24 protein-coding genes are annotated in these 20,470 nt (G+C 69.4%); 13 read left to right on the forward strand and 11 right to left on the reverse strand.

Going from position 1 to position 20,470, the window contains the following annotated elements; translation table 11 throughout:
* The first annotated feature begins 4 nt into the window (after nucleotides 1–4).
* From CU254_RS35115 to CU254_RS35125, 3 genes are read left to right on the forward strand one after another with little or no spacing between them, the layout of a single operon-like run.
* Nucleotides 5–778, forward strand: coding sequence for a glutaminyl-peptide cyclotransferase (locus CU254_RS35115; protein ID WP_009083894.1), 774 nt, complete (start codon nucleotides 5–7; stop codon nucleotides 776–778).
* 38 nt (nucleotides 779–816) lie between these two features.
* Entirely contained in the window at nucleotides 817–2,784 is a 1,968-nt protein-coding gene (locus CU254_RS35120; protein WP_037715822.1) for an MFS transporter, read from the forward strand.
* Between the two features lie 9 nt (nucleotides 2,785–2,793).
* Nucleotides 2,794–3,270, forward strand: coding sequence for a DUF2771 family protein (locus CU254_RS35125; RefSeq protein ID WP_009083897.1), 477 nt, complete (start codon nucleotides 2,794–2,796; stop codon nucleotides 3,268–3,270).
* 82 nt (nucleotides 3,271–3,352) lie between these two features.
* Here the strand turns inward: CU254_RS35125 and CU254_RS35130 are convergent, their stop codons facing one another.
* Nucleotides 3,353–3,739 carry a cold-shock protein gene (locus CU254_RS35130; RefSeq protein ID WP_037718500.1) on the reverse strand — a complete coding sequence of 129 codons (387 nt, stop codon included), beginning with the start codon at nucleotides 3,737–3,739 and terminating at the stop codon, nucleotides 3,353–3,355.
* Between the two features lie 132 nt (nucleotides 3,740–3,871).
* Here CU254_RS35130 and CU254_RS35135 point away from each other — a divergent pair, with 132 nt between their 5' ends.
* Nucleotides 3,872–4,099 carry a hypothetical protein gene (locus CU254_RS35135; RefSeq protein WP_009083901.1) on the forward strand — a complete coding sequence of 76 codons (228 nt, stop codon included), beginning with the start codon at nucleotides 3,872–3,874 and terminating at the stop codon, nucleotides 4,097–4,099.
* 7 nt (nucleotides 4,100–4,106) lie between these two features.
* Here the strand turns inward: CU254_RS35135 and CU254_RS35140 are convergent, their stop codons facing one another.
* The gene (locus CU254_RS35140) at nucleotides 4,107–4,727 is read right to left on the reverse strand and encodes an HAD family hydrolase (RefSeq protein ID WP_037715826.1); all 621 of its coding nucleotides are present in this window, start codon (nucleotides 4,725–4,727) and stop codon (nucleotides 4,107–4,109) included.
* 109 nt (nucleotides 4,728–4,836) lie between these two features.
* On the opposite strand from CU254_RS35140, the gene CU254_RS35145 reads away from it, so the two are divergent.
* Both CU254_RS35145 and CU254_RS35150 read left to right on the forward strand, forming a co-directional pair.
* Complete coding sequence (locus tag CU254_RS35145; RefSeq protein WP_037715829.1) at nucleotides 4,837–5,448, forward strand: TetR/AcrR family transcriptional regulator; 612 nt, start codon at nucleotides 4,837–4,839, stop codon at nucleotides 5,446–5,448.
* Complete coding sequence (locus CU254_RS35150; protein ID WP_009083906.1) at nucleotides 5,445–6,416, forward strand: R2-like ligand-binding oxidase; 972 nt, start codon at nucleotides 5,445–5,447, stop codon at nucleotides 6,414–6,416. The genes CU254_RS35145 and CU254_RS35150 overlap by 4 nt, the downstream gene beginning before the upstream one ends.
* A 52-nt stretch (nucleotides 6,417–6,468) precedes the next feature.
* Here CU254_RS35150 and CU254_RS35155 read toward each other — a convergent pair whose 3' ends face one another.
* Nucleotides 6,469–8,127, reverse strand: coding sequence for an AMP-binding protein (locus CU254_RS35155; protein ID WP_037715831.1), 1,659 nt, complete (start codon nucleotides 8,125–8,127; stop codon nucleotides 6,469–6,471).
* A 142-nt stretch (nucleotides 8,128–8,269) separates the two neighbouring features.
* On the opposite strand from CU254_RS35155, the gene CU254_RS35160 reads away from it, so the two are divergent.
* The 3 genes from CU254_RS35160 to CU254_RS35170 are packed head-to-tail and all read left to right on the forward strand — an operon-like array spanning nucleotide 8,270 to nucleotide 10,220.
* Nucleotides 8,270–9,028 carry an ESX secretion-associated protein EspG gene (locus tag CU254_RS35160; protein ID WP_009083911.1) on the forward strand — a complete coding sequence of 253 codons (759 nt, stop codon included), beginning with the start codon at nucleotides 8,270–8,272 and terminating at the stop codon, nucleotides 9,026–9,028.
* Between the two features lie 56 nt (nucleotides 9,029–9,084).
* Nucleotides 9,085–9,849 carry a PhzF family phenazine biosynthesis protein gene (locus CU254_RS35165; protein ID WP_037718502.1) on the forward strand — a complete coding sequence of 255 codons (765 nt, stop codon included), beginning with the start codon at nucleotides 9,085–9,087 and terminating at the stop codon, nucleotides 9,847–9,849.
* Nucleotides 9,849–10,220, forward strand: a complete 372-nt coding sequence (locus CU254_RS35170; RefSeq protein ID WP_009083915.1) for a YccF domain-containing protein — start codon at nucleotides 9,849–9,851, stop codon at nucleotides 10,218–10,220. Before CU254_RS35165 ends, CU254_RS35170 begins: the two co-directional genes overlap by 1 nt.
* Nucleotides 10,221–10,227: 7 nt before the next feature.
* Here the strand turns inward: CU254_RS35170 and CU254_RS35175 are convergent, their stop codons facing one another.
* A complete protein-coding gene (locus tag CU254_RS35175; RefSeq protein ID WP_009083917.1) occupies nucleotides 10,228–10,794 on the reverse strand; it encodes a hypothetical protein in 567 nt (188 codons plus the stop codon).
* 53 nt (nucleotides 10,795–10,847) lie between these two features.
* Between CU254_RS35175 and CU254_RS35180 the strand changes: the two genes are divergently transcribed.
* Nucleotides 10,848–11,399, forward strand: a complete 552-nt coding sequence (locus CU254_RS35180; protein ID WP_037715833.1) for a dihydrofolate reductase family protein — start codon at nucleotides 10,848–10,850, stop codon at nucleotides 11,397–11,399.
* Here the strand turns inward: CU254_RS35180 and CU254_RS35185 are convergent.
* Both CU254_RS35185 and CU254_RS35190 read right to left on the reverse strand, forming a co-directional pair.
* Entirely contained in the window at nucleotides 11,396–12,190 is a 795-nt protein-coding gene (locus tag CU254_RS35185) for a metallophosphoesterase (protein WP_009083923.1), read from the reverse strand. The genes CU254_RS35180 and CU254_RS35185 overlap by 4 nt on opposite strands.
* A gap of 37 nt (nucleotides 12,191–12,227) precedes the next feature.
* Nucleotides 12,228–13,022: an HAD-IIA family hydrolase gene (locus CU254_RS35190; protein ID WP_009083925.1), complete on the reverse strand. Its 795-nt coding sequence runs from the start codon at nucleotides 13,020–13,022 to the stop codon at nucleotides 12,228–12,230.
* 194 nt (nucleotides 13,023–13,216) lie between these two features.
* Here CU254_RS35190 and CU254_RS35195 point away from each other — a divergent pair, with 194 nt between their 5' ends.
* Nucleotides 13,217–14,995, forward strand: coding sequence for a multicopper oxidase domain-containing protein (locus CU254_RS35195; RefSeq protein ID WP_009083926.1), 1,779 nt, complete (start codon nucleotides 13,217–13,219; stop codon nucleotides 14,993–14,995).
* A gap of 39 nt (nucleotides 14,996–15,034) precedes the next feature.
* Here the strand turns inward: CU254_RS35195 and CU254_RS35200 are convergent, their stop codons facing one another.
* Genes CU254_RS35200 through CU254_RS35220 form a run of 5 tightly spaced genes read right to left on the reverse strand, consistent with a single transcriptional unit; the run spans nucleotide 15,035 to nucleotide 18,627 of the window.
* Nucleotides 15,035–16,114, reverse strand: coding sequence for a sulfate/molybdate ABC transporter ATP-binding protein (locus tag CU254_RS35200; RefSeq protein ID WP_037715835.1), 1,080 nt, complete (start codon nucleotides 16,112–16,114; stop codon nucleotides 15,035–15,037).
* Nucleotides 16,111–16,938 carry an ABC transporter permease gene (locus CU254_RS35205; protein ID WP_050788505.1) on the reverse strand — a complete coding sequence of 276 codons (828 nt, stop codon included), beginning with the start codon at nucleotides 16,936–16,938 and terminating at the stop codon, nucleotides 16,111–16,113. Before CU254_RS35205 ends, CU254_RS35200 begins: the two co-directional genes overlap by 4 nt.
* Complete coding sequence (modA, locus tag CU254_RS35210; RefSeq protein ID WP_037715837.1) at nucleotides 16,928–17,734, reverse strand: molybdate ABC transporter substrate-binding protein; 807 nt, start codon at nucleotides 17,732–17,734, stop codon at nucleotides 16,928–16,930. Before modA ends, CU254_RS35205 begins: the two co-directional genes overlap by 11 nt.
* Nucleotides 17,731–18,135: a molybdopterin-binding protein gene (locus CU254_RS35215; protein WP_009083933.1), complete on the reverse strand. Its 405-nt coding sequence runs from the start codon at nucleotides 18,133–18,135 to the stop codon at nucleotides 17,731–17,733. Before CU254_RS35215 ends, modA begins: the two co-directional genes overlap by 4 nt.
* Before the next feature lie 33 nt (nucleotides 18,136–18,168).
* Complete coding sequence (locus CU254_RS35220) at nucleotides 18,169–18,627, reverse strand: MarR family transcriptional regulator (protein WP_234392780.1); 459 nt, start codon at nucleotides 18,625–18,627, stop codon at nucleotides 18,169–18,171.
* 86 nt (nucleotides 18,628–18,713) lie between these two features.
* On the opposite strand from CU254_RS35220, the gene moaA reads away from it, so the two are divergent.
* Together moaA and CU254_RS35230 are read left to right on the forward strand one after the other, a co-directional pair.
* On the forward strand, nucleotides 18,714–19,778 hold the full coding sequence (gene moaA, locus CU254_RS35225) for a GTP 3',8-cyclase MoaA (RefSeq protein ID WP_009083937.1): 1,065 nt from the start codon (nucleotides 18,714–18,716) through the stop codon (nucleotides 19,776–19,778).
* A 3-nt stretch (nucleotides 19,779–19,781) separates the two neighbouring features.
* Entirely contained in the window at nucleotides 19,782–20,063 is a 282-nt protein-coding gene (locus CU254_RS35230) for a MoaD/ThiS family protein (protein WP_009083939.1), read from the forward strand.
* The last annotated feature ends 407 nt before the right edge of the window (nucleotides 20,064–20,470 follow it).

Raw genomic sequence — 20,470 nt, forward strand, 5'->3', positions numbered from 1 at the left:
CCTCGTGCGAACCCGGATCGTCTGGCCCCTGGTGGCCGCCGCCGTGCTCGGCGGATGCGCGGGCACCCAAGCCGTGCCCGCCCAGCCCGAACAGCTCGCCGTCCAGGTGCTCGGAACGCTGCCGCACGACTCGACGGCCTTCACCGAAGGGCTCGAGTACTCCGGCACGACGCTGTACGAGAGCCGCGGGCTCGAAGGCAAGTCCGCGCTCACCGCGGGTCCGGCCGGCGGAACGCCAGCCAAACAGGTGACGGTGCCGTCGCCGCTGTTCGCCGAGGGCATCACGGTGCTCGGGCCGAAGCTGTGGCAGCTGACCTGGCGCGACGGAATCGCGATCGAGCGCGACTCCCAGACGCTCGCCGAGCTGCGGCGGGTCCGCTACGACGGCGAGGGCTGGGGACTGTGCCACCAGCCCAACGGGCGGCTGGTGATGAGCAACGGGTCATCCAGCCTCACGTTCCGGGACCCGCAAACGTTTGCGGTCACCGGTTCCGTCGAGGTCGGCCAGGACCAGCTGAACGAACTGGAGTGCGTCGGCGACACCGTCTACGCGAACGTCTGGCAGACCGACACGATTCTGCGCATCGACGCCAACACCGGACGGATCACCGCGAAGATCGACGCCAGCGGGCTGCGCAAGCCCGCCCGGCCCGGCGAGGACGTGCTGAACGGCATCGCCGCCATCCCGGGCACCGACGAATTCCTCCTCACCGGGAAGCTGTGGCAGTCGTCGTTCCGCGTGAAGTTCGTCCCGGAAAATCAGCGAACCGGCACGTGAGCGGGCGGTGCGGGACCCCGATGAGGCAGGATTGAACCGTGGCCCTCTTCAGCTCGCGCTCCGGTTCCGACAGCCCCCTCGGCGGGCAGTCGGGCAAAGGCCGTGGGAAGAAGAAGCGCCGCTGGACTCCCGAGCCCGGCGCGGCACGGGCCCGCCAGTGGCGCGAGGCCCCGCCGACCCGGGTCGATCAGGCCGTTGACCAGCGCGTTCGCCAGGTTCCGCCGGAGTACGCGCCGGAGCCGCCGCGGGCCCGTCCGGAGCGCATCCCGCCCGAACCGCCGCGCGGCCGCCCGGCCGAACCGCCTCGCGCGTATCCCGGACGCAGCGCGTTCTACGACGACGTGCCGCCGTTCACGCCGAACGCCGACGAAGCGCCCACCGGTGCCGCCCCGATGGGACACCGTCCGCCTCCGCCGCCGCGCGGTGCCCGGCCGTACCCGCCGCGCGACCACCGCACCGAGCCCGTCCACCCGCGGCCGTACGAGGACCGGCCCGGCAGCGCCGGCTACGAGCACTACGACACCGGCGGCTACGCGGGCGAGCCTCGCGTCGACGATCTGCAGGACGAAGCGCTGAACACCACGGCCGTCCCCGGTGCCGGGTCGATTCCGAAGCTGCCGAAGAAGCTCACCGTCACGCGGGTCGCCGCGCTGCGCAGCCGTCAGCTGAGCGGACAGGCGATCGGCGCGTTCCAGCGCGCGACCAAGGCGGACGGCGCGGACAAGTCCGGCCTCACCTCGCTGATGTACGCGGTGATGCTGAACTACGCCAGCGACGCCGCGATGGCGATCGCGCTGGCCAACACGCTGTTCTTCGCCGCGACCAGCGGCGAGAGCAAGGGCAAGGTCGCGCTGTACCTGCTGATCACGATCGCGCCGTTCGCGCTCGTCGCGCCGGTGATCGGCCCGGCGCTGGACCGGATCCAGCGCGGCCGCCGGCTCGCGATGTGCGTGTCGTCGATCGGGCAGGGCCTGATGGCCGTGGTGATGGCGCTGCACTTCGACGACTGGCTGCTGTACCCGGCGGCGCTCGGGATGATGGTGCTGTCGAAGTCGTTCACCGTGCTGAAGGCGGCGGTCACGCCGCGCGTGGTGCCGCCGGAGATCACGCTGTCGAAGACCAACGCGCGGATCACCGTGTTCGGCCTGATCGCGGGCGGCGTGTTCGGCGCGCTGGCCAGCGGCGTGAGCAGCCTCACCAACTCCTCCGGCGCGCTGTGGTTCACCGCCGCGATCTGCGTGGCCGCGGCCGTGCAGTCGATGCGGATCCCGTCCTGGGTCGAGGTGACCGAGGGCGAGGTCCCGACGTCGCTGTCCGCGCGGCCGGAGCCGAAGCAGAAGCGGCGGCGCCAGCCGATGGGACGGCACATCGTCGTTGCCTTGTGGGGCAACGGTTCCGTCCGCGTGCTGACCGGGTTCCTGATGATGTTCGCCGCCTTCGCGGTGAAGGCACAGACCGAACACGCCGGGCACAGCCCGTTCGTGCAGCTGCTGTTGCTGGGCATCATCGGCGCGGCGGCCGGCGTCGGCGGATTCGTCGGCAACGCGCTGGGTTCGCGGCTGCACTTCGGTTCGGCGGACCAGGTGATCGTCGCCTGCGTGGCGGCGTGCGTCGTGACCACGCTGGTCGCGACCCTGCTGCCCGGCCTCGCCACGGCGGCCATCGTCGGTCTCATCGGCGCGACGGCCAGCGCGCTGGCGAAGATCAGCCTCGACGCGGTGATCCAGGAAGATCTGCCGGAGCAGTCGCGCGCGTCGGCGTTCGGGCGTTCCGAGACGGTGCTGCAGCTGTCGTGGTGCATGGGCGGCGCGGTCGGGCTGCTGCTGCCGCCGACGTACTGGATCGGCTTCCTGGTCGTGACGCTCTTGCTGGCGGTCGGCCTGACGCAGACCTTCCTGGTGCAGCGCGGCGGTTCGCTCCTGCCCGGGCTCGGCGGCAATCGCCCGTTGCGCCCGGAGCCGACCGGCAGCTTCCCCGCCCCCGGGCCCGCGCGAGGCCGCCGGTAATCTCGGGCCATGCGACGTTCCCGGGTGGTGGCCGTGCTCGCGGCCGGTGGTTTCGCGGTGGCCGGCTGTTCCGCGCCGGGCCCGGCCGAGGTGACTTTCTACGCCGACGGGCACACGATCAACGTCGCGCCGATCGGCAACTGCGACATCAAATCCGGCGTGTGCGCGGCCAATCCCGGCGCGACCGGCAAGCTCAAGGTGCGCCCGGGCCGGTCGGTGCAGATCTCGGTGCCGAAGGAAATCGCCGAGACGCCGTGGAAGGTCACCGTGCAGTACGTGAACGGCAAGGGCGAGCCCCAGCCGCTCAAGGAGGACATCATCACCTCCCGCGACCGCTACGCCTACACCGCGACCCCGCCCGCGAAGGACGACCAGATCGTGGTGGTCGAGATCGCGCAGGCGTCGGTGGTCAGCCGCACCGGCGACCCGAACGACGCCGAGGCGGTCACGACGGCGCTGTGGTCGCTGCAGGTCCAGCCTGCTTGAGTCTTCGAAAAGCCGCGAAGGGCTCCGCGCCGGGATTCCCGCGCGGAGCCCTTCACTGTTTTTCAAGCGGTGGCATCGCCGATCACGGGTCGAGGTCGCGCGCGACCGCCCGCATGATCTCCGCGATCTGCTTGGTGTTCTTGCGATCCGGGTACCGGTTGCGCCGCAGGTCCGGCTGGACCTTCAGCTCCAGCAGCTTGATCATGTCCTCGACGAGGCCGTGCAGCTCCTCCGCGGGACGGCGGCGCGCCTCGGCGACCGACGGCGGCGGGTCCAGCAGCCGGACGGAGAGCGCCTGCGGTCCGCGCCTGCCGTCGGCCACGCCGAACTCGAGCCGCTGCCCGGCTTTCAGGCCCTCCACGCCGTGGGGCAGCGCGGCCTTGCGGATGTAGACGTCCGCACCGCCGTCTTGCGTGACGAAGCCGAACCCCTTCTCCGCGTCGTACCACTTGACCTTGCCGGTCGGCACTTCCCTCACCAGTCCTTCTGCTGTGCAGGTCACGACGAACGCGCCCCGAGCGATCTCGAGGCGCGCGTCCGACAAGCGTATCTCGCCACAGGCGCTGGGGAGAAGCGGATAGTCCCGTTACTCTCACCCCCCATGGAGAACAAAGCGAAGCAGACCGGCAAACCGATCCTCATGCGGCTCGGCATCGGCCTGTTCGCCATCGGCATGCTCGCGGTGGCGACGGTGTTCGTGCTGTTCGCCGCCGGGCTCGAGAACCTGCCGGTGTGGCTCAGCGCGGCCGCCGGGGTGATCACGCCGCTCGGCCTGCTGCTCGGGCTGATCGCGCTGATCCAGGAAGCCCGCGCCGGAAAGCACGGCTGAGCAGCGGTTACACCGCGGTCTCCACGAACGTCCTGGCAAACCACTCGGGGAACTCGACCAGCGAGTCGAACACCACGTCCGCGCCCTCGGCGGCCAGTTCCTCGCGGGTGCACGGCCCGGTCGCCACGGCCACGGACACCGCGCTGGCCGCTCGCGCGCCCCGCACGTCGCCGAGGTGGTCGCCGACGTACGCCCGCGCGTCGTGTTCCAGCAGGGCCGCCGCCTTCTGCGTGGACCACAGCTCGCCCACCAGCGCGTCGACCCGCATGCCCAGCGCGTCGAGGTGCATCTGCGCGTTGGGCCCGTACTTCCCGGTGACCACGAGCGTCCGCCCGCCCGCCGCCCGGACCGCGTGCAGCGCCTCGGCCGCGCCGGGCAGCGCGACCGTGCTCGGCACGACCGTCTCCGGGTACAGCTCGCGGAACTGCCAGATCAGCTCGGGGATCCGGTCCTCGGGCGCGCCGAAGTCGCGCAGCGCCTGATCGAGCGGCGGACCGAGGTTCGAGGCGAACGCCTCCCCGTCGAACGGCAGCCCGGACTTCTTGCCCAGCGCGTTCATCGCCGCGACCATGCCCGGCCGCGGGTCGATCAATGTCATGTCGAGGTCGAACCCCACCGTGATGCCCACGGCCCACACGGTAGCCGTCCGCACCGACAATTCCTCTCCCGTTGCTGTACACGTGGACCATCCAGGTAAAGGTTCTTGACACAGATTCAGCCTGTGTCAAGCTGGCGGTGTGACCAGCTTCACCGAGCGGACCAAGGCGACGCTTCGCGAGACGCTGCTGGACGCGGCCGCGGATCTCCTTCCCGACCGCGGCCATCAGGGCCTCCGGATGGCCGACGTCGCCGCGAAAGCCGGGGTCAGCAGGCAGACGGTCTACAACGAGTTCGGCAGCAAGGCGGCGCTCACGCAGGCCGTCGCGCTGCGCGTCGCGGCGGAATTCCTCGACGGCATCCGCTGCCGGTTCGAGGACGCCGAGAGTTTGCTCACGGGGATCCGCGGCGCGGTCGTCTACACCATCGAACACGCCAGGGAGAACCGGCTGATCGCGGCGGCGCTCGGCACCGAGGCAGGCGAGGATCTGCTGCCCTTGCTGACCTCGCGCGGCGAGCCGATCCTCACCGCGTCGGCCGAACTCGCGACGCAGCAGTACCTCGCGCTCGAACCCCGGCTCACCCCGGAATCCGCCGCGCTGCTCGCCGAAACGGTGGTCCGGCTGTCGCTCAGCCACCTGGTGCTGCCGACGCATTCCGCACCCGAGGCCGCGGAGTCGATCCTCGCGGTGCTCGCCCCCGCCATCGACCGATTCGTCCACAATGGAGTGAAACGAGAGGGCCAGTCATGACCGAGACGCTTCCGGAGCTGCGCAGCGGATTCTCGTCCCTGCGCAAGGGCGGCCTGAACTGGGACTCGTTCCCGTTGCGGCTGTTCGTCAAGGGGAACAAGAAATTCTGGAACCCGGCGGACCTCGATTTCAGCAAGGAACGCGAGGGCTGGGACAGCCTGACGCCCGAACAGCAGCGCTCGACCACCTACCTGGTGGCGCAGTTCATCGCGGGCGAGGAGGCGGTGACCGAGGACATCCAGCCGTTCATGCGCGCGATGTCGGCCACCGGCCGGTTCGGCGACGAGATGTACCTGACGCAGTTCTGTTTCGAGGAAGCCAAACACGTCGAGGTCTTCCGCCGCTGGATGGACGCGGTCGGACTGGACGACGACCTGCACTCCTACGTCGCGGAAAACCCGCACTACCGCAAGCTTTTCTACGAGGAACTGCCGCAGTCGCTGCGCGCGCTGGAGGACGATCCCAGCCCGCTCAACCAGATCCGCGCGAGCGTGACGTACAACCACGTGATCGAAGGCAGCCTCGCGCTCACCGGGTACTACTCGTGGCAGCTGATCTGCACGCAGAACCAGATCCTGCCGGGAATGCAGGAATTGGTGCGCCACATCGGCGACGACGAACGCCGCCACATGGCGTGGGGCACCTTTACTTGCCGCAGGCACGTGGCCGCGGACGACGCGATGTGGGACGCGGTGCAGGAACGCATGGGCGAACTGCTGCCGCACGCGCTCGGGATGATCCAGTGGGTGCAGGACCAGTTCGAGGAAGTCCCGTTCGACAACGATCCGGAAGAGTTGCTCCAGTACGCCGCTGACCGTGCCCAGCGCCGCCTCGGGGCGATCGAATCCGCACGAGGCACGCCGGTCGAGCAGATCGACCTCGACTACTCGCCTGAGCAGCTTGAGGAAACGTTCGGAGAGGAAGACGAAAAGGCGCTCGCCGAAGCCGCCGCAGCCGCCTCCGCCTGACCTCCTCGTGAGTGTTTATGCCGGTTAGAACCGGCATAAACACTCACGAGGTTCACGCGTGCTTCTGCGCCGCCGCCTGCTCCAGCCCCAGCAAAGTCACCGACTGCTGCCGCATCTCCACCTTGCGCACCTTCCCCGTCACCGTCATCGGGAATTCCTCGACCACGTGGATGTAGCGCGGGATCTTGTAATGCGCCAGCTTCCCCTGGCAGAACTCGCGCACCGACTCGACGGTCAGCGGTTCCGCGCCCTCGCGCATCCGGATCCAGGCCATCAATTCCTCGCCGTACTTGACGTCCGGCACGCCGATCACCTGCGCGTCCAGCACGTCGGGATGCGTGTAGAGGAATTCCTCGATCTCGCGCGGGTAGATGTTCTCGCCGCCGCGGATCACCATGTCCTTGATCCGGCCGGTGATGTTGAGGTAGCCCTCGTCGTCCATGATCGCCAGGTCGCCGGTGTGCATCCAGCGCGCGGCGTCGATCGCCTCGGCGGTCTTTTCCGGTTCCTCCCAATAGCCGAGCATCACCGAATAGCCGCGGGTGCACAGTTCGCCGGGAGTGCCGCGCGGCACGGTCAGCCCGGTTTCCGGATCGACCACTTTGGACTCCAGATGCGGGCCGACCCGGCCGACCGTGGACACCCGGCGTTCCACCGAATCGTCGGCGCGGGTCTGCGTGGACACCGGCGACGTCTCGGTCATGCCGTAGCAAATGGACACCTCGGTCATCCCCATCCGGTCGATGACCTGCTTCATCACCTCGACCGGGCACGGCGAGCCGGCCATGATGCCGGTGCGCAGCGAGCCGAGGTCGAACGTCTCGAACTCGGGGTGGTTCAGCTCGGCGATGAACATCGTCGGCACGCCGTACAGCGACGTGCAGCGTTCGGCGGCGACCGCGGCGAGCGTGGCCTTCGGGTCGAACGCCGGGGCCGGGATGACCATGCACGCGCCGTGGCTGGTGCACGCGAGATTGCCCATCACCATGCCGAAGCAGTGGTAGAAGGGCACCGGGATGCAGACCCGGTCCTCCTCGGTGTAATTGCACAGCTCGCCGACGAAATAGCCGTTGTTGAGGATGTTGTGGTGGCTGAGCGTCGCGCCCTTGGGGAAGCCGGTGGTGCCGCTCGTGTACTGGATGTTGATCGGATCGTCCGCGGACAGCCCGGCCTGCAGCTGCGCGAGCCGCGCCGGGTCGCCGCCGCGGCCGGATTCCATCAGGTCGGTCCACGACGAGGTGCCGAGCAGCACGACCGCTTCCAGGCCGGGGCAGTCCGGCCGGACCTCCTCGATCATCGCGGCGTAGTCGGACGTCTTGAACTTGTCCGCGGCCACCAGCAGCCGGATGCCTGCCTGGTTGAGCACGTATTTCAGCTCGTGCGAGCGGTAGGCCGGGTTGATGTTGACCAGGATCGCGCCGATTTTCGCCGTCGCGTACTGGAGGAACGTCCACTCCGCCCGGTTCGGCGACCAGATGCCGACGCGGTCGCCCTTGCCGATGCCCGACGCCAGCAGCCCGTGCGCGAGGGTGTCGACCTCGGCGGCGAGTTCGCGGTAGGTCCAGCGGGCGCCCGCCTCGCGGTCGACGAGCGCGTCCCGGTCGCCGAAAGCGGCTACCGTGCGGTCGAAATTGTCCCCGATCGTGTCGCCGAGCAGGGGGACGCTGGAGGTCCCGGAGGCGTAGCTGGGCAGTGCGGGCGCGTCAGGCATCGGTGCCTCCCGTGGCGGTCTTCTTCGACGAGCCCGAGTCTAAGCTCGATTTCGGACCTTTCCGCCACCCTAGTTATGGGGTGCGCTCGCACGAGCGGCTGATCGTCGTGCCCGTTCCGCTACCCTCGGTGCGGGTTGTCGCGTGCACGAGGGGACGGGGACGTTGCCGGAGGAATTCTCCCTGGGCTGGACCGAGACCGACGTGGCGGTGCGGCGCACCGGACTGCCCGCGTCGTGGCATCCGTTCGAGATCCGCAGCGCGGGCGCGACGATGACCGAGCACCGCCGCCTGGCCGACGAAGCCTGGGACGCGCTGCGCGGCCGCGGCCTCGCCGACGCGGAGAAACTGGACCGGGACGTCGAAGCGACTCTGCGCGCCTGGACCAAGCCGGACGTGCTGATCATCGTGCGCGCGGCCGAACCGCCGTCCGGGGTGGTGCTGTACCGCGCGTGCATCGGCGAGGGCCTCGGCGTGTTCTCGGAGCAGGTCGACGACGGGCTCCGCTTCCGCCAGGTCCGGCCGGAGCGGCTGGTCGACCTGGTGCTGAGCATGTTCCCGCCCTATCCCGCGATGCCCGTTCCCCCGGTCGCGATCACCCGGCCCCCGCCCGCGAAACGCAACGCCGAGCCTCCCGCGCCCTCGCGCCAGGATCGCGACGCGCTGGCCGGGTACTCGCAATGGCCGCTGCACCGGCACGGAACCGTGGAGCTTTCGCTGCGGCCGGGCCGAGGCACGCTCCGCCCGGTCTCGACGGCGACGTTCGTGGACACCGACGGCGGCCGGTACCTGACGTTCTCGGAACCGTTGCCCGACGGCGGATTCCGGCTGCACTTCACCCCTTCGACCGGCACGCACCTGCGCAAGTGGCTGCTGGAGACCATCGAAGAGGGCGTGCGCTGAGAATTCAGGGCTAATCCCCGATGCCCTCGCCCGCCCGGCGCGGCAAGATCGGGTTCATGGACCCGAGTGCCCACACCGAATTCCATCTCGTCGACGCCTTCACCGACCGGGCCTTCGCCGGCAACCCGGCCGGCGTCGTCGTGCTTGACCAGCCCGCGGACGCCGCGTGGATGCAGCAGGTCGCGGCGGAGATGAAGCACTCCGAGACCGCCTTCGTGGTCAACTCCGGCGAGGGAGCGAAATCGCTGCGCTGGTTCACCCCGACCGCCGAGGTCGCGCTCTGCGGGCACGCCACCATCGCGGTCACGCATGTCCTTGGCGGGCACCAGGTTTACGACACGCTCAGCGGCCGGTTGACCTGCACCAAGGCCGACGGCTGGATCGAGATGGACTTCCCCGCCGACCCGCCCGTCGAGACCGGCGAAGACCTGTCCCACCTCCTCAAAGCGCCCGCGAAGTTCACCGGGCGGGCGCGCGAGAACCTCTTCGCGGTGCTGGACAGCGTCGAAGCGGTCCGCGACGCGGAGCCGGACCTCGACGCCCTCCGCGCCACCTGGACCGGACGGCTCATCCTCACCGCGGCGGGCGACGACTTCGTCAGCCGGTTCTTCGGCCCCGGTGTCGGCGTGGACGAGGACCCGGTCACCGGTTCCGCACACTGCTCGCTGGCCCCGTACTGGGCAGGGCAACTGGGCAAAACCGCCCTCGTCGGACACCAGCTCTCCGCCCGAGGCGGAACCGTACGCACCGAAGTCCGCGACGATCGAGTGCTGCTGCGCGGCCAGGCCGTCACCGTAGTGAGCGGGGAGTTGTACGTCTGATGCGACTGATCCTCAACGTGATCTGGCTCGTGCTCGCCGGTTTCTGGATGGCGCTGGGCTACCTGCTGGCCGGGGTCGTCTGCTGCGTCCTGATCGTCACGATCCCCTTCGGCATCGCGTCGTTCCGGATCGCGAACTACGCGCTGTGGCCGTTCGGCCGCACGGTCGTCGACCGCCGCGAGGCCGGAGTGGGCTCGTTCGTCGGCAACGTGATCTGGTTCCTGGTCGCCGGCCTGTGGCTCAGCATCGGCCACTTGATCACCGGGGCCCTGCAGTGCCTCACGATCATCGGCATCCCGCTGGGGCTGGCGAACTTCAAGATGATCCCGATCTCGCTGATGCCGCTGGGCAAGGAGATCGTGGACTCCTGAGGGCCAGTCACCGGCTCGTCTCTTCGCCGGGGTCGCGCCGGTCGGACTCCGGGCGCGAGTTCAGCGGCGTGCGGATCGTCAGCTTCGCGTTCAGGGCTCCGCTTCGCGCGCAATTGATGAAGGCGAGCCGGTCGGACTCCATGGCGTCCCGGGCGCGGCGCCACGAGGCGAGGTCCGCGACCTCGCCTTTCCGGAAGGCCTGCTGAACGAGGAAGAACGTCTCGTCCATCTGCGCGGCGGCGCGGACGAGACGGTCGTCGCCGAACAGCCACAGGCCGGACAACGCCTGGTTCCAGGCCACCCAGTCGATCGGCTCAGTGCTGCCCTCCCACCGGTGCAGGAAGGCTCGCTGGACGCGCGTCGCTTCTCGAAGGATGTCCCGGCACGCGTCGGTGAGCTTGTCGCGCGCCCAGTGCCGCCTTTGAGTCCGAGTCGTCGCCACGACTCCGGCGAACACACCGATCAGCGCGATCAAAGAGCCAGCCGCGCTCGACGTCGCGATCTGCCACACCGGCACGACCTCCAGCCTCCGGCACCTTCCGTTCCCGGACCAGCCGATTCCCCCGAACGCCACCGAACAATATTTTTGTCTTGACAATTCAATCCATCGGCAGCAGGCTAAGCCGCATGACCAACACTCGAAAGCTGATCCTCGGTTTCTACGTCTCGCTCGACGGCAAGAGCGCCGACGCCGACAACGGCATCCGGGACGTCCTGATGTCCATCGACGACCCCGAGCAGGAGAAGTACTTCGTCGACGAGCTATGGGAGACCGGCGCCTTCCTCATGGGCCGCAATACCTACGAGGCCATGGCAGGCTTCTGGCCCACCTCCGACCATCCCTCGGCCAAGGCGATGAACGCGATTCCCAAGGTCGTGTTCTCCAGCTCCCTCACCGAAGCCGACTGGGCCGAGACGCGGATCGTCAGCGGGGACCTCGCCGAGGAGATCGCGAAGCTCAAGGCCGAGCCCGGCAAGGATCTCGTCGCCGCGGGCGGCACCGCGTTTCTGCACTCGCTGATCAAGCTCGACGTCGTGGACGAGTACCGGCTTTGGGTGCTCCCCGCGGTCACCGGCAAGGGCGCGCCGCTGTTCCCGCAGCTCGACGAGGCGCGGCGGCTGCGCCTGGTGAAGAGCACCGCCTTCCCGTCCGGAATCCTCGAGCTGCGGTACGCCTAGTCCTCCGGCTCGAAGGGCAGCTTCACCACGAGACACGGTCCGCCGACGAACAGGCCGCCGTCGATGCCCAGCGCCTTTCCCCCGGCGTAGAGGTACGGGCCTTCGATCTGCGTCGGGTGGATGCCCAGCTGGTCGGCGATCACGCTGTGCCCGTGGACGATCCGCGAACCGCCCAGCGCGTCGAGGAGCCGGTCGGCGTTCTCCTCGCCGTCGGGACCGCGGAAGGCGTACCGGGTGGTCATCCGCCGCCACACGTCCCACCAGTCCTCGATGTTGCTGCCGGAGAGGATGTCGCGGGCGGTGGCGTTGATCGAGTCGAGATCCTCGCCCCAGTCGAGGTACTCGAGAGTGTCCGAGTGCAGCAGCAGATGGTCCGCGTCGACCGCGACCAGCGGGCGGGCGGTGAGCCATTCGATGTGCTCGGGGGTGAGCCGGTCCTGGTCCGACAGCAGGCCGCCGTTGATCTCCCAGCTGCGCGCGAAACTGCGCGGCCCGAAGTCGGACGGCACCGGGCGGTCGCCGAAGTGGTACATCCCCAGCAGCAGGATCTCGTGGTTGCCGAGCAGCATCTGCACCGAGCCGCCCGCTTCGGCCGCCTGGTCCTGCAGCTGGCGCACGAGGTCGATCACCCCGACGCCGTCCGGGCCGCGGTCGGTGAAGTCGCCGAGGAACCACAGCCGGTCGTCGACGCCGGCCCAGTTGCCGTCGCTGTCGACCAGGCCCTCGGCGCGCAGTGCGTCAACCAGGGCGTCCCGGTGCCCGTGGACGTCGCCCACCACATAGACGCTCATTGTTCGACGATATGCCCTGTTCCCGGGCGGTGGGCGGTCAGCCTTCGCCGAACGGGTCGAGCGTTCGCCCGATCAGGTCGGCGACCGAGCCGATCACCTTCGTCGGCCGGTACGGGTAGTTCTCCACCGATTCCTCGTTCGAGATGCCGGTGAGCACCAGAATGGTCTGCAGTCCGGCCTCGATCCCGGAGTGCACGTCGGTGTCCATCCGGTCGCCGATCATGAGCGTCGACTCCGAATGCGCGCCCAGCCGGCGCAGCGCGGACCGCATCATCAGCGGGTTCGGCTTGCCGACGTAGTACGGCGAGCGGCCGGTGGCCCGTTCGATCAACGCCGCGACGGACCCGGTGGCCGGCATCGAGCCCTCGATGCTCGGGCCGGTCGCGTCCGGGTTGGTCGCGATGAACTTCGCGCCGCCCTCGATCAGCCGGATCGCGCGGGTGATGGCGCTGAAGCTGTACGTGCGCGTCTCGCCGAGCACGACGTAGTCCGGGTCGCTTTCGGTCAGCACGTAGCCGACCTCGTGCAGCGCCGTGGTGAGCCCCGCTTCGCCGATCACGAACGCCGAGCCGTTCGGCCGCTGCGACGCGAGGAACTTCGCGGTCGCCAGCGCCGAGGTCCAGATCGACTCCTCGGGGATGTCCAGTCCGGTCCGCAGCAGCCGCGCCCGCAAGTCGCGCGGGGTGTAGATCGAGTTATTGGTGAGCACGAGAAAGTCGATATCGTTGTTCCGCAGTTCGGCGAGGAACTCGTCCGCCCCCGGGACGAGGTGTTCCTCCCTGACCAGCACACCGTCCATGTCGGAGAGATACGTCCACCGGCCTTCGCTCATGCGCGAAAACCTATCACGCGCGCGAGAGACCTGCGGCATACGACGAAAACGGCTACAGTGGAAATTGCCGGTAACGCGAGGGGAGTCGCGCGACCGGTCACCGAGGGGGTTCGGGGGAATCTTTTCCGTCAGCACCGGCGTATTCGCCGTGGCGCAATTCTTCCTGCCCCTTGTCTTGAAGGGGGAACAACCGCATGACTGACATTGCCGACCGGCCTGCCGTCGCGGACCCGATCACCGGGCCGAACTGGGGGCTCGCCAAATTCCTTGACCCGCTGCCGGTTCCGCCGGTGCTGCGGCCGCCGTGGTGGGGCCAGGACATGATCACCATTCCGATGGTGGCCAAGCGGCAGCGACTGCACTCGCAATTGCCGCCGAGCGACTTGTGGACCTACGCGGGACATTTCCCGGGGCCGACAATCGAAGTGCGCAGCGGCAAACAACTGCGGATTTCGTGGTCGAATGAAATAGAGGGAAAGGTCCCGTTGGTCGCCGTTCAGGGACCGGTGGGCGACGGCCCGGCCAGCCGGCCGGGCCGCGAGCTCGACCGGCCCGGCTACTCGATCGTCGACGGCGTCGCGGACCTGCCCGCCTGGACCGTCGTGCACCTGCACGGCGCCCGCACCAACGCGGGCAACGACGGCTGGGCGCACAATGCCGGCCTCCAGGGCACGTCGCAGCTCGTCGAGTACCAGAACCGGCAGCAGGCGATGCCGCTCTGGTACCACGACCACGCGATGGCGATCACCCGGTTCAACGTCCACACGGGCCTGGCCGGGATGTACCTGATCCGCGACGACGAGGAGGACGAACTGGGCCTGCCCGGCGGCGACCGCGAACTGCCGCTGATCCTGGCCGACCGCAACCTCGACACCGACCCGGAGACCGGCAGGCTCACCGGGCAGCTGCTGTACAAATTCCCGTACGTGCCGAACGGGCCGATGATCCCGTTCTCCGGTCCGTTCACGCTGGTCAACGGCGTGATCTGGCCGCACCTCGACGTCAGCGCGCGGTGGTACCGCTTCCGGCTGCTCAACTCGGCCAACGAGCGGTTCTACACGCTGAACCTGGTCGACGAGAACAACGTGCCGCAGAACGACGCGGTCCGCCTGATCGGCACCGACGGCGGATTGCTGCCGGCGCCCGCACCGCTGCCGTCCGGCGGACTGACCGTCGCGCCCGCCGAGCGCTTCGACGTGCTGATCGATTTCAGCCGGTTCCCGGGACGGAAACTCAAGCTGCGCAACGCCGATCCGGGCCTCGGCGGGGTCGAACCGGACGTCCTGGAGTTCCGGGTGGAAAGCCGCGCGCGGCACGATTCGTTCGAGCTGCCCGAAAAGCTCTCGACGTCCTACGTCCGGATCAAGCACGGTTCGACGCTGCCGGAGGACCACGCCCACGTCTGGGTCGCGCTGCTGCTCAACGCGAGCGGGCATCCGGAGATGTGGGACCTCGAAGAGGTCGACGCCGATCCGGGCGGCAAGGGGGTCATCCAGCTGAAGGACCCGGCGGGCGGGCTGAAGACGTTCCGGATGATCGGGCGGCTCTTCGACGACACCACGGGCATCTTCCTCGACCACGACAAGTGGGCGGTGTGGAACATCGTGCACGTCGCGAAAGACGGGCCGGCGCACCCGTTCCACATTCACCTGACCGAATTCCAGGCGCTCTTCCGGCGTCGCTTCGCCACGACGTTCGACCCGGTCGCCGAGCGCACGACCAAGGCGATCGAGGGCTTCACCGAGATCCCGCTGGAGAAGTACGAGGAGGGGTGGAAGGACACGATCATCGTGAACCCCGGCGAGTGGGTGAGCGTCGCCGGCCAGTTCGGCGGCGGCACCGGCGAATTCATGTACCACTGCCACATCCTCGACCACGAGGACGAGGGCATGATGCGGCCGTTCGTCGTGCACCCGCCCGAGGTGGCGAAGTTCCACGTCCACCCGGGCGGCGGCCACCACCACGACGGCTGACCGGGACCGGGCCGGGCGCCGTGAGGGGGGATGCTCGGCTCAGGAGGCCGCGGCCGGATGCACCGCGACGGTCGCGGCCTTCACCGATAGCTCCACCGCCGAACCGGGCTCCAGCGCGAGTTCCGCGACGGCGGCCGGGGTGAGGTCGGCGGTCAGGCCGTGTGCCCAGCCGTCGCCCTCGGTTCGGACGCGGATCACCGGACCGTGCGGTTCCAGTGCCGCGACGACGGCGTCGATCGTGTTGCGCGGGCTGCCGTGGTGCTCGCCGTCGTGCGGGTAAACCGCGACTGCGTTCGGCGCGAACACCGCGACCGCCCCCTCGCCCACCACCGTGTCGGGCGTCAGCAACCCCGTCACCACTTCACCGGCGGGCGTGCGCAATCCGTCCTCCACCGCCACGCCGGACACCAGGTTCAACCCGGCGATCCGCGCGGTGAACGGCGTCCGCGGCGCGGCGAGCACCTCCCGCGTCGGGCCGCGTTCGACGATCCGGCCGCCGTTCATCACCGCTACGTGATCGGCCAGCGCCAACGCGTCCAGCGGGTCGTGCGTGACCAGCACAGTCGTCGGGCCGTCGCGCAGCACCCGGCGCAGCAGACCGCGGATCGCCGGGGCCGAGTCGACGTCGAGCGCGGCGAACGGTTCGTCCAGCAGCAGCAGATCCGGCGCGGACGCCAGCGCTCGCGCGATCGCCACCCGCTGCTGCTGCCCGCCGGACAGCTGGCTCGGCCGCCGGTTCGCGAACTCCGCCGCGTCCACTTCGGCCAGCCACCGCGCGGCGATCGCCCGCGCCTCCGCCCGGCCGGCACCGGTCGAACGCGGCGAGAACGCGACGTTGTCCATTGCGGACAGATGCGGGAAGAGCAGCGCGTCCTGGGACAGCAGGCCGATCCGCCGTTCGTGCGGCGGAAGGTCGACGCCGTTCCCGGCCAGCCGCCGGTCAGCGAGCGTGACGTCGGCCGAGGTCACCGACAGCAGACCGGCGAGGCCACCGAGCACAGTGGACTTTCCGGAGCCGTTGGGACCGAGCAGCGCGAGCACGGTGCCGCCGGGCACGGTGAACTCGACGTCGAGCGAGAACTCGCCGCGGGTCAGCGCCAGTTTCGCGGAAAGCGTCACCGCAGCCCGCCTTCCCACGACCGCGGCCGCGCGAACGCGATGACCAGGACGGCGACCACGATGAGCAGCAACGCGAGCGCGACCGCGCTGTCGATGTCCACTTCGGCCTGCGTGTAGACCTCGAGCGGCAGCGTCCGGGTCACGCCTTCCAGGCTGCCCGCGAACGTGATGGTCGCGCCGAACTCCCCCAGCGCGCGAGCGAAGCTCAGCACGACGCCGGAGCCCAGCGCGGGCAGCAGCAACGGCAGCGTCACCCGGCGGAACACCGTCCACGGGCGCGCGCCGAGGGTCGAGGCGACCTGCTCGTACCGGTCACCGGAGCCGCGCAGCGCGCCCTCCAGGCTGACGACGAGAAACGGCATCGCCACGAACGTCTGCGCGATGACCACCGCGGCCGTCGTGAACGGCACCTGCTCGCCGGTCAGCCAGGTGATCAAGATGCCGAGGAAACCCTTGCGGCCCAGCAGGTACAGCAAGGCCAGTCCGCCGACCACCGGCGGCAGCACGAGCGGCAGCAGCACGATCGACCGCAGCATCCGCACGCCCGGCACCCGGGAGCGGGCCAGCACGACCGCGAGCGGAACGCCGAGCACCACACAGGCCACTGTGGACAGTGCGGCGGTCGCCAGGGACAGCTTGAGCGCGTTCAGCGACGACGGGGTGACCAGCAGCGACGGCAGGCGGGTCAGATCGGACCGCACCAGGAGGCCGACCACCGGCAGCACCACGAGCGCGAGCGCCGCCGCGGCGGGGAACCAGAGGACGAGCGGAACCCGGGCGTGCGGCGGCCGGGTCTCGGCCGCCGCGCCCGCCTTACTTGCCAGGGCCAAACCCGATCTTGGCCAGTTCGGCCTTGCCCTGCTCCCCGAGGACGAAGTCGGTGAACTGCTTCGCCAGCGCCGCCTGCGGAGCGTTCTTGACCACCGCGATCGGGTACTGGTTCACCGCGCCCGACGACTCCGGGAAGTCGACCTTGTCCACCTTGCCCGCCGCCGACGTCGCGTCCGTGACGTACACCAGCCCGGCGTCGGCGTCGCCCGACTGGACCTTGGCCAGCACCTGCTTGACGTTCGTCTCCTCGCTGACCGGCTTGAGCGCGGTCTTGGTGGTCTGCTCGACCTTCTGCGTGGCCGAACCGCACGGCACCTGCTGCGCGCAGACGACCACGTTCAGGCCCGGCTTGGTCAGGTCGGCGAAGGTCTTGATCCCCTTCGGGTTGCCCTTGGCCACGGCGATCGCGAGCTTGTTGGTGGCGAACACCGTCGGCTGGCCGTCGATGACGCCGTCCTGCACGGCCTTGTCCATGTTCTTCTGGTCCGCCGAGGCGAACACGTCGGCCTTGGCCCCGTTGTCCAGCTTCTGCACGAGCGCGGAGGAACCCTCGTAGTCGAAGGTGATCTTTACGCCCGGGTGCGCGGCCTCGAACTGCTTGCCCAGCGCGTTGAACGACTCGGTGAGCGAGGCCGCGGCGAACACGGTCAGCGTGCCGCTCGCGCCGCCCGCCGGGGCGGGAGCGGACGCGGAACCCGCGCCCGGGTTCGAGCTGGGCTGGTCGCCGGAGCTGCAGGCACTGGCGAACAGCGCGAGCGTCGCGGCGCCGACGAGGGCGAGCTTCTTCATCTGGATCCTTCCGGGGTTTCCACCACGACGGTGGTCGCCTTGACCACGGCGACCGCGAGCACGCCCGGGCGCAGCCCGAGCTCGCGGACCGCCTCGGTGCTCATCAGTGACACCACTCGGTGCGCCCCGCACTGCAGTTCGACCTGCGCCATCACCTTGTCGGCGACGACCTCGGTGACGAGCCCGACGAAGCGGTTGCGGGCGGAGCGGCCGACCGCCGACGGGTCGTCCGGTTCGCTGGCCTGCGCCCGGGCGAACCCGGCGAGCTGCGCGCCGTCGACGACCTTGCGGCCGGCGGCGTCGTCCGTCGCGGTCAGCTGACCCGCGCGAACCCACCGGCGGACGGTGTCGTCACTGACGCCGAGGAGCCGAGCGGCCTCGGACAACCGAAATTGCGGCATGGCCGGAACATTATCCCCGCAGATGCGGAAAAGCTATGCGGGCCGCGCATTTTCGCGTAACGCTTCGAGCATTGCGAACTGATAACGCCCGAGGACTTTCCGTTCTGCGGAACTGAACTCCGCGAGCACCTCGGCAAGGCGGCGCGCGACCCGCGCGGAGACGGCGTCGAGCCGTTCCCGGCCGGCCCCGGTGATCGTCACGAGCACCTTCCGGCGGTCGGTCCGGTCGCGTTCGCGGAGCACCAGACCGGCCTTCTCCAGCCGGTCGAGCACGCCGGTCACCGCACCCGTCGACAAGCCGGTGAGCTGCCCGATTCGGCCTGGCGTAAGGGAATCCGCGCTCTGTCCGGCGAGTTCGAGAGCCTGCAGTTCGGTCGCCGAAAGCCCTTCGAGGGCGGCGTCGCGAGCGTGCCGGAGGACGAGGTGCGTGCGCAGCTGAGCCGCCAGCGCGGCGAAGTGAGTCAGCTCACTATTCGTCTCAGCGGTGCTCACCGAGTGCCTCCACATCGGAACCGAGGGTGGTTTCCAGGTTTTTCGCAAGACTGCCTTTTCAGACGCCGCAAGCTATCCTGAGAGTAATGACAGCAGTACATCTCGGGTTTCCTCGCGTCCCCGGCAACCGAGGTCCGTCCGGCACGCCCCGGCCCGAGCACCCCGGTCTTGTCGATTCCTTCGGCCGCGTCGCGACCGACCTGCGGGTCTCCCTCACCGACCGGTGCAATCTGCGCTGCACGTACTGCATGCCGGCCGAGGGCCTCGACTGGATGCCGAGCGAGCAGGTGCTCTCCGACGACGAACTGGTCCGGCTGATGCGGATCGCGGTCGAGATGCTCGGCGTCACCGACATCCGGCTGACCGGCGGCGAACCGCTGCTGCGCCCGGGGCTGGAGCACATCGTCGAGCGGATCACCGCGCTCGAACCGCGCCCCCGGGTGTCCATGACCACCAACGGGATCGGGCTGGCCAAACGCGCCCCCGGTCTCGTCGCGGCCGGGCTCGACCGGATCAACGTGTCGCTGGACACGATCGACCGCGAGCGCTTCGCCGAGCTGACCCGCCGCGACCGGCTGCCGCACGTGCTGGCCGGGCTCGCCGCCGCCCGCGACGCCGGGCTGTCGCCGGTCAAAATCAACTCCGTGCTGATGCGCGGGTACAACGAGCACGAGGCGGTTCCGCTGCTGCGGTTCTGCCTCGAAGAGGGCTACCACCTGCGGTTCATCGAGCAGATGCCGCTGGACGCGCAGCACGGCTGGAACCGCCGCGACATGATCACCGCCGAGGAGATCCTCGCGATGCTCGGCGAGGCCTTCACGCTCTCCCCGTTCCCGGCCCCGCGCGGCGGCGCCCCCGCCGAACGCTGGCTGGTCGACGGAGGACCGGGCGACGTGGGCGTGATCGCGTCGGTGACCAGGCCGTTCTGCTCCGCCTGCGAGCGCACCCGGCTGACCGCCGACGGCGCCGTCCGCTCCTGTCTCTTCTCGAACGACGAGACGGACCTGCGTTCCCTCGTGCGCGCGGGCGCGCGCGATGAGGAGGTGGCGGACGCGTGGCGGGCGACGATGTGGCGCAAGCTCGCGGGCCACGAGATCAACGAGGCCGGCTTCGCGCAGCCGATCCGGCCGATGAGCGCGATCGGCGGTTGAGCGATGACCTCTCCCTCTGTGCCCGCTTCTCCGGTGACGGTCGTCGTCCGGTACTTCGCCTCGGCGCGGGCCGCGGCGGGCACCGAGGAGGAGAAGGTGGAGCTGGCGGCGGGCGCGACGGTGGCCGACGCCGTCCAGGCGCTGCGCGAGCTGCACCCCGGGCAACTTTCCCGTGTTCTCGACGCGGCGAGCTTCCTGGTCAACGAGGTGGCGGTCCGCGATCGCGGCCGCGCGCTCAGTGACGGGGCCCATCTGGACGTCCTCCCGCCGTTCGCCGGCGGATGAGCCGCCGGAAAGGCCCCGTTCACCCGGCTGAGCGCCGCGTGCACGGCCGGAGCGGCGGTTTCCGGTCGATTGGTCCGGACCACGACGAATGGCGGCACTGGCGCGCTGAGCGGTCAACGCGCTTTATCCCTACTCTCCGAAGCGTTTCGCTCACGGCTTATTTGCGCAGCTCAAAGAACCACTCGGCGGGCAGTGGCCGACAGTTGACGAGTGGTTTAGAGTGCTCGCCCTTATCTGCTGCGAATGGCCCCTTGACGCCTTATCGACGTGACCCAAGCCTCACGATCCGTGAAATATCTCGGCAAGAAAACGGGCAGATAACGACGCTCTGACCAGCGCAAACAGGCGGATCGAGACAGGTTGCGTGCCGTTACTGTGACGTAGGTCACACCCCGAATGATTTCCGA

The organism is Amycolatopsis sp. AA4, from assembly GCF_002796545.1.
GTDB lineage: Bacteria > Actinomycetota > Actinomycetes > Mycobacteriales > Pseudonocardiaceae > Amycolatopsis.

What these genes read in the sequence shown, in the direction of transcription:
- CU254_RS35185 (WP_009083923.1), bottom strand. Translation starts at nt 12,190, where the DNA reads ATGAGCGTCTATGTGGTGGGCGACGTCCACGGGCACCGGGACGCCCTG.
- CU254_RS35170 (WP_009083915.1), top strand. Translation starts at nt 9,849, where the DNA reads ATGCGACTGATCCTCAACGTGATCTGGCTCGTGCTCGCCGGTTTCTGG.
- CU254_RS35230 (WP_009083939.1), top strand. Translation starts at nt 19,782, where the DNA reads ATGACCTCTCCCTCTGTGCCCGCTTCTCCGGTGACGGTCGTCGTCCGG.
- CU254_RS35155 (WP_037715831.1), bottom strand. Translation starts at nt 8,127, where the DNA reads ATGCCTGACGCGCCCGCACTGCCCAGCTACGCCTCCGGGACCTCCAGC.
- CU254_RS35180 (WP_037715833.1), top strand. Translation starts at nt 10,848, where the DNA reads ATGACCAACACTCGAAAGCTGATCCTCGGTTTCTACGTCTCGCTCGAC.
- CU254_RS35215 (WP_009083933.1), bottom strand. Translation starts at nt 18,135, where the DNA reads ATGCCGCAATTTCGGTTGTCCGAGGCCGCTCGGCTCCTCGGCGTCAGT.
- CU254_RS35190 (WP_009083925.1), bottom strand. Translation starts at nt 13,022, where the DNA reads ATGAGCGAAGGCCGGTGGACGTATCTCTCCGACATGGACGGTGTGCTG.
- CU254_RS35150 (WP_009083906.1), top strand. Translation starts at nt 5,445, where the DNA reads ATGACCGAGACGCTTCCGGAGCTGCGCAGCGGATTCTCGTCCCTGCGC.
- CU254_RS35195 (WP_009083926.1), top strand. Translation starts at nt 13,217, where the DNA reads ATGACTGACATTGCCGACCGGCCTGCCGTCGCGGACCCGATCACCGGG.
- moaA (WP_009083937.1), top strand. Translation starts at nt 18,714, where the DNA reads ATGACAGCAGTACATCTCGGGTTTCCTCGCGTCCCCGGCAACCGAGGT.
- CU254_RS35165 (WP_037718502.1), top strand. Translation starts at nt 9,085, where the DNA reads ATGGACCCGAGTGCCCACACCGAATTCCATCTCGTCGACGCCTTCACC.
- modA (WP_037715837.1), bottom strand. Translation starts at nt 17,734, where the DNA reads ATGAAGAAGCTCGCCCTCGTCGGCGCCGCGACGCTCGCGCTGTTCGCC.
- CU254_RS35125 (WP_009083897.1), top strand. Translation starts at nt 2,794, where the DNA reads ATGCGACGTTCCCGGGTGGTGGCCGTGCTCGCGGCCGGTGGTTTCGCG.
- CU254_RS35135 (WP_009083901.1), top strand. Translation starts at nt 3,872, where the DNA reads ATGGAGAACAAAGCGAAGCAGACCGGCAAACCGATCCTCATGCGGCTC.